We start from the raw sequence: 6,781 nt of genomic DNA on the forward strand, positions 1-6,781 counted from the left end.
TCTTCTCCGCTGATTTTATTGTAAAGTCTCTTCGTTACTGCAGCGTGAACTCTGCGCCTCTATCAGGGGAGCTTTCTGCAAAGCGGACTGAGCGCTTGTTATTTCTCAATGGCCTCGTAACCCTCGGGAACGGTCATGCCCAGGTCATCGCAGATGGTCTTGTTGTACTTCTTGGTCACATTGGTGTACTCAACGGGCATGGTGGAGATATCGGCCTCACCGGTCAGAACCTTGGCAGCCATCTCACCGGTGGTGTAGCCCAGATCGTAGTAGCTGATGGACAGGGTCGCCACGCCGCAGCCGGAGCAGATGCCCTCCTCACCGGCGAACACGGGCTTCTTGGCCGGGCGGCAGATGCCGTCGATGATGCCGGTGTTGGCGGCGCAGGTGTTGTCGGTGGGGACATACACTGCGTCGTTCTCGTCGGCAGCCTTCTGGCAGACAGAAGCCAGATCGTTGGAATCAGAGAAAGCGTACTGGGTGGCGGTAACGCCCTTGGCCTCCAGGTACTTCTGGACCTCGTCTACCTGATACTGGCTGTTTGCCTCGGCAGAGCAGTAGAGCAGGCCCACCTTGGTGGCCTCGGGCAGCCACTCGGTGATCATATCCGCCTGCTGATCCAGCGGAGCCAGATCAGAGGTGCCGGAGACATTGCCGCCCACGGTGCCATCGAAATCGGTCAGGCCCAGAGCAACACCGTACTCGGTGACGGAGGTGCCCAGAATGGGGATGCTGTCGGTGGCAGCCTGTGCGGCCTGCAGGGCGGGGGTAGCGTTTGCCATGATCAGGTCAACGCCTGCGGAAACAAAGCCGTTGGCGATGGTGGCGCAGGTTGCGGAATCGTTCTGGGCGTTCTGGAAGTCAAAGGTGACATTCTCGCCGAACTGTGCGGTCAGGGCATCCTCAAAGCCCTGGGTGGCAGCGTCCAGAGCGGCGTGCTCCACCAGCTGGCAGATGCCAACGGTATACTTCTGGCCGTCAGCCGCTGCGGAAGAAGCCGCAGCAGAGGAAGCGGTGGAAGAAGCAGCCGTGGAGCTGGAGGAACCGCCGCAGGCAGTCAGGGCAGCAGCTGCGCCGCAGACAGCGGCGGCAGACAGGAACGAACGACGAGAAATTTTACGCATGATATTACTCCCTCAATTCTACTTTCGCGGCAACAGGACACCGCATGAAAGTCAGTATTCAAGCGGTCTATCGCATCGCGCTACCGCTTTACACTCGTGAAGTATATCACACTTTCCGCTCCAAAACAACCGGGAAACAGCCCGAATTATCAATCAAAGTAATTTTATCTATCACTTTTTTCGATGGTGCTGTGCCGCATCTGCATCCCTTCGAGCTTTTTCAGCTCACCGTCCAGCCAGAGCAGATTTTCTTCCAGCTGGGGGCGGTACTCTTTTGCAAAGTCGTACCGGTAATACAGCGCCTGCCACAGCTTTTCCTGCATCCGCCGGGCAAACACCGGCTCAAACAGAGCGTCCAGCCGCTCCACGGTATCCTCCAACTCCATGCACACCTGCGCCCAGCGCACATCGGTGGCCTCCCGGGCGGGCACATCGTAACGGGTCAGATAATCCCCCACTCTTGCCGCAATGACCTGCCCGCCGCACTGGGTGGGCTGCAAAAAGTAGGATACCTGCCCGTCCTTCGTGATCTCCTGCGCCAGCGGGTAAAGGGCGCAGACCAGCGGCTCGGCATCGTGGATGGCGCAGTGGTTCCCGGTGAGGAAGGGGCAGTTGCCGTGCTCCTCCTTCAGCGGGGCCAGCCGCAGCACCGGCAGGCGGCTGACCCGCCCGATGCTTCCCCGGCAGAACGCTCGGGCCACGGTGCGGGGCGGCAGGCGCAGGCGGGCCGCAATGCGCCACAGGTCAAAGCCCGACAGCACGATATCCTCCCGCCCCCGGCAGCAGCCGCCGCAGCCCGCGCAGGCAAACGAAAACGCCTCGTCCCGGGCAAGCAGGGGCGCGGTGCGGGTAAAATCGGTGCGGCCGCAGAGATCGACCTGTGAATCCTTGAGCATGATGGTTCTCCTGTTCTGTGAATGGTTTTGTTCCATTGTACCACAAAGCCGGGCACAGAAAAAGGGAGCGCATCCGCTCCCCTGTTCAGGACCCCCGGCTCACACGGCGGTAGACTGTTACGGCATCCTCGATGTGGTAGGGCGCGGTGCTGTGGTCTCCCCCTGCCCCGGCCGTGACCAGAATGTATTCCCTGCCCTTCACCTCGGCCAGACTGGCAAGGCAGAGCCCTGCCTCCCCGGTGTAACCGGTCTTACCGCCCAGGATCCGGCCACGGTGCAGCTCTGTGCCGTCCAGCTGGCTCAGCAGGGTGCTGTGCATCGTGAACCCCTGCGGGTGGCAGTTGGTGGCCGGAACGGTATACCGCTCCGTGGTAAACAGCTTGCGGAAGGTCTCGTTCTGCAGGGCTGCTTCTGTCAGCCGGGCCATATCCCGCACAGTGGAAACATGCTCCGGGTCGTGCAGACCGGTGGGGTTGCAGAAATGTGTGCCGGTCATCCCCAGCTCTGCTGCTTTCTGGTTCATCCGGGCCGCAAAGGCTTCCTCGCTGCCGCTCACCTCCCGGGCCAGCGCTTCGCAGCACTCGGCCCCCGAGGGCAGCATGGCCCCGTACAGCAGATCCCGTACCGTGGCCGTTTCCCCGGCCTGAAACCCCGCCAGCGAGGCATTCTGGGCCTGCAGAGCCGGAAAGATCTCCTCGGGCAGGGTCACGGGCGTGTCGAGGTCCGGGTTTGCTTCTATGGCCAGCAACGCCGTCATCATCTTGGTCATGGAAGCCGGATAGATCGTGCTGTCGGCATCCTTTTCGGCCAGCACCTCTCCGCTGTCGGCCCGCAGTAAAATGGCATGGGGACTGTTCAGCCCATCCAGCGTGACCCGCCGGGGCCACAACAGCAGAAGCAGGGTTGCCAGCGCCAGCACCAGCAGCCAGAACAGCCGCCGGAAGGCTCTGCGCCGGTGCTTCCGGCGGTACGGTGAAGTTTTCATTCTCGTTCTCATCCCTTTTTGCAAAATCAAAAGCGCTTTCATCCCCTAATACGAGACGAGAGCACCTTTTTCTGCAAAAAGTGGGGCCGCCCCACAAAAATTTGTGCAGCGGCCCCAAGCCAGTTCAATATTTTACCTTTTTACGTCATCTACAAGAACGTGTTCAGTGCTGTGCCTTATGGAACATGCTCTTGCGCTTACGCTCCAGCAGATAACCGGCAGCCAGCAGAACACCGCCTGCACGCACCAGAACATCTGCCATCCAGTTGGTGGTACCGGTCTGGATCAGCTTGCCGCTCTCCGGGCGGGCATCCTGTACCGGCGGGTTCACGGGGGTCTCCGGGGCGGGCGTGGTCTTAGCAACTGCCTGCTCCACGGCGGGAGTGGTGGGCCGTGCATCCTGCACTGCCGGGGTGGTCGGCGTAGTGGGAGCCGGAGCCGGAGGAGTAGGATCGGAGTCCTCGGGCGTTTCCGGTTTCGGGTTCGTGGGGATCACAGGGTCGGTCACTTCCCGCAGAGCGCCGTAAATGGTCACGGTATACTTTGCGGAGTCAGTGCCGTCGATGTTCTCGCCGGTGACCTTCACGTTGGAATCCGGGCCAAAGGCATCCAGCACGCCCGCTGCTGCGGTGGTGTTGGGGTTGTTCTGGCTCTCATAGCCCCAGACGATGGTATAGGTCTTGCCCTCATACTCGTACTCGGTGCCATAGACCATGTCATAAGCGCTGGGAGCACCCTCTGCCTGTTTTTCGTAGTTGCCCCAGATGAGCTTGGTGTTGCCCTCTGCATCGGTGGTCTTGGTGAAGTTCAGGCTCTTACCGTTCACCACCATATCCCGCAGAATAACGACCTGATCGCCATTCTCAGCGGTCTGGTAGGCAGTGTCGAAATTGTATCCGGCCTGCTTCAGCTCTTCCAGTGCCTTGCCGATGATCTCCGGGTCGTGGGAACCGTCCACATCCAGCATATAGTTCAGTGCGGCGGCGGGCACCCACACGGAGAGATACTGCTTCCCGGTCTCCTTGTTCAGGTCAGAGAGGTAGGTGTAGGTCTGGCCTTTATAGGAAAGGGCATCGAAGTTTGCGTGGGCATCATCCTTGGTCAGCAGGAAATTGGTCAGCTTGTCGCCCTGATCGTTCACCGGCCACAGGGTATTGTCGGCCTTGTAATCATAGGTCAGCGTGCCACCGGTAACGATGAGCTTCTGGCCCTTGTCATTCTTAGTGCCAACGATAGAATTCACATCCACATGGGAGCCGTTCTTGATGGTAGTGGTGGAGTTGGTGCCCAGAGAATAGATACTACCTTTGCGGAAATTGCCCTCAGTGATAAGGGTGCCGTTGTCCATGGTAAGAGTTGCACCGTTACCGAGAACAATAGCACTTGCACCTGTTGTGGCCTGCGAAAGGTGCAACTTGCTATTTTGATCAACCAGAATACGGCTTGGATTCTTGCTTAGGTTAACACGTAGAGCATGAGCATAGCCCTTCATTTGCAGATTATATTCGCTCTCTCCGGTAACATGCAGTTTGGTCGCACCACTCTGACCGCCAACAAACATCATACCAACACTGCCTATGGAGGTAACCTTGCTCTTGCCGCTGATTTCTACTTCATCAAAACCAGCGTAGATACCTGTGGGAGCTTCCAATTTGACCTCGCTCTTGTTGGTAACGGTCAGTTTTCCCTTTCCGTTACTCTCGGGGCCGTAGATGGCAGTACCATTCTGAGCACTGACGCTTCCGGTGGAGTTGTCAAATGTGATGTTGGTGCCGCCTTCAGGAGCAACGGAGATCCCCATGCCATTGCCGCTGATATTCACCTCGGAATTATCGAAGGTGATGTCCCCGGCACCGCCCTCATAGTCGATGCCACGGCCATTGCTGTCGATGTTCAGCGTGCTGTCCTCTACGGTCAGGCTGGAACCGGTTCCGCCATAGATTGCTGAGCTCTGTGTTCCCTTGATCTCCAGTGTGCTGTCACCTGTTACCGTGATGTCATCGGTACTGTCAATGCCATAACCATTGTTGCCGTAGACTAAGCCTTCCTGATCATTATCGATTTTATAAGCACCGCTGCCCACCGTGTCAATGGTCAGGCTGGACTTGTCCTCTACGGTCAAATCGCCCCGCTGTACGATACCGCGTCCACCCTGCGTACTGGAACCTGCTTCTGTGTGCTTGATATCCACATCGGCGTTGTCCGTCAAGGTCACATCAGAATCGTTAGAGATCACCATTCCGGTAGAAGTATGATCAATGTTCAGAGAACCTTGGTCGCTGGTCACGTCACCCTTGATGGTCAGGGACGCACCCTCGCCACTGCTGTCATCACCTGCGTTTTCGCCGCCCACGCGGATACCTTCCACATTGCGGTTGGGGCTGCTCTTGCCTTTTTCTTTCGCGGCTTCTGCTTCCTGGGCGGCATTCTCCAAGGCTTCCTTGCCATCAATGGTGTTTTTGCCCTTTAATGTAACGTCCACCGTGGAGTTATCCCGTGCAACAATACCTGCGGTGTTATCTTTCTCGGTCAGATTGATTTTGGTATTATCCAGCGTCAGGTCAACGTTGGTTTCCTTGTTTTCATCCTTGCCTTCCAAATTCACACCAATATCAATGCCGTTGCCGCCGGTGGTCAGGTTGGAATCCTTGACTGTCAGGTCAACATCTGCACCCTCGCCCACCTTGATGATGGTTTTATCTTCTTTGGCATCTGCGGGCACTTCAGCCGGGGTGCTGGTGATATCCACATTCACACCGTCAACCACAATGGTTGCACCCGTCACATCCTCTTTGACCGTGATGGTGTTTGTGGTTGTGGTCTCAGACGTGGAACTGTTCTCTGTGTTGTTGCCAGAAGCATCGGTGGATTGTGTGTCATTATCCGTAGGTATGGGTACCTCTGTGCCATTGTCGGAGTTATCAGTGGTTGGCGCGTGGCCGTCCTGGACGTAGATCGTACCATCGCCAGTTTTCGCTTTCTCATCGTTGACGTAGGTGCGGTTCTCATCGCCTTTATCCTCGCCCTGATAACTGAATGCACCGCGATTCTTATCCTGGTCAACAGTTACACTGCCACCGCCCAGATAATACGTCACCGCAGAAGCACTGGGGCCAACCGTGCTCACGGCAACCGCAGTAGCCAGCGACATTGCTGCCAACTTGAATTTCTTGTTTGTCATTTTTCTTCTGCTCCTTTCCAGTTCATGCTCACATGATCGAAAAGTGGTGGTCAAACAGCAGGCCGATCCTTTGTCAACTGTTTTTTGCATGGGAACGCGTTTCTCCCAAAAGCGTTTCCAGCCTTATGATAGCACACCGTACGAAAAAATCAGGCAGAAATAGAAGCCTTTGGCAATTTCTTTGCCAGTGGAAGAAAGTACCGTGCAAAAACAACAAACCCCTGAAGAATTTCTTCCTCAGGGGTTTCATGTAAGTCGGCGACTACCTATTTTCACGCGCCGTTTCCAGCGAACTATCTTGGGCACGAGTGAGCTTAACTTCTGTGTTCGGAATGGGAACAGGTGGAACCTCACCGTCATCGTCACCGACCAATATGACTGGTTCAGTATAACATTTCTGTTCTACTTTGTCCAGTGTTTCTTGAAGGACGTGCCTTCAAAACTGAATAATCACTGCTCACATTTTATCATTGACTTGAGAATTCAAGCGAATTGTGGTCAAGCCCTCGATCTATTAGTACACACTTGCTGAATGGATCACTCCACTTACACATCGTGCCTATCAACCTCGTAGTCTACAAGGGATCTTACCTGA

General features: G+C 56.4%; 4 protein-coding genes and 2 rRNA genes. All 6 read right to left on the reverse strand.

Features of this window, described 5'->3' with window-relative positions; translation table 11 throughout:
- Positions 1–98: 98 nt before the first annotated feature.
- Positions 99–1,124, reverse strand: a complete 1,026-nt coding sequence (locus J3352_RS03085; RefSeq protein WP_005936402.1) for an ABC transporter substrate-binding protein — start codon at positions 1,122–1,124, stop codon at positions 99–101.
- Positions 1,125–1,288: 164 nt separating this feature from the next.
- A complete protein-coding gene (locus tag J3352_RS03090) occupies positions 1,289–2,020 on the reverse strand; it encodes a YkgJ family cysteine cluster protein (RefSeq protein ID WP_242699844.1) in 732 nt (243 codons plus the stop codon).
- A gap of 85 nt (positions 2,021–2,105) precedes the next feature.
- Positions 2,106–3,005, reverse strand: a complete 900-nt coding sequence (locus tag J3352_RS03095; RefSeq protein ID WP_099357320.1) for a D-alanyl-D-alanine carboxypeptidase family protein — start codon at positions 3,003–3,005, stop codon at positions 2,106–2,108.
- A 163-nt stretch (positions 3,006–3,168) separates the two neighbouring features.
- Entirely contained in the window at positions 3,169–6,186 is a 3,018-nt protein-coding gene (locus J3352_RS03100; protein WP_005936412.1) for a hypothetical protein, read from the reverse strand.
- 253 nt (positions 6,187–6,439) lie between these two features.
- Positions 6,440–6,556 (reverse strand): 5S ribosomal RNA (rrf, locus tag J3352_RS03105).
- Between the two features lie 124 nt (positions 6,557–6,680).
- Positions 6,681–6,781: ribosomal RNA gene (locus tag J3352_RS03110) — 23S ribosomal RNA — on the reverse strand; the annotation flags it as partial.

This window comes from Faecalibacterium sp. Marseille-Q4164 (assembly GCF_017377545.1).
GTDB classification, from domain to species: Bacteria; Bacillota; Clostridia; order Oscillospirales; family Ruminococcaceae; genus Faecalibacterium; species Faecalibacterium duncaniae.

What these genes read in the sequence shown, in the direction of transcription:
- J3352_RS03085 (WP_005936402.1), bottom strand. Translation starts at nt 1,124, where the DNA reads ATGCGTAAAATTTCTCGTCGTTCGTTCCTGTCTGCCGCCGCTGTCTGC.
- J3352_RS03090 (WP_242699844.1), bottom strand. Translation starts at nt 2,020, where the DNA reads ATGCTCAAGGATTCACAGGTCGATCTCTGCGGCCGCACCGATTTTACC.
- J3352_RS03095 (WP_099357320.1), bottom strand. Translation starts at nt 3,005, where the DNA reads ATGAAAACTTCACCGTACCGCCGGAAGCACCGGCGCAGAGCCTTCCGG.
- J3352_RS03100 (WP_005936412.1), bottom strand. Translation starts at nt 6,186, where the DNA reads ATGACAAACAAGAAATTCAAGTTGGCAGCAATGTCGCTGGCTACTGCG.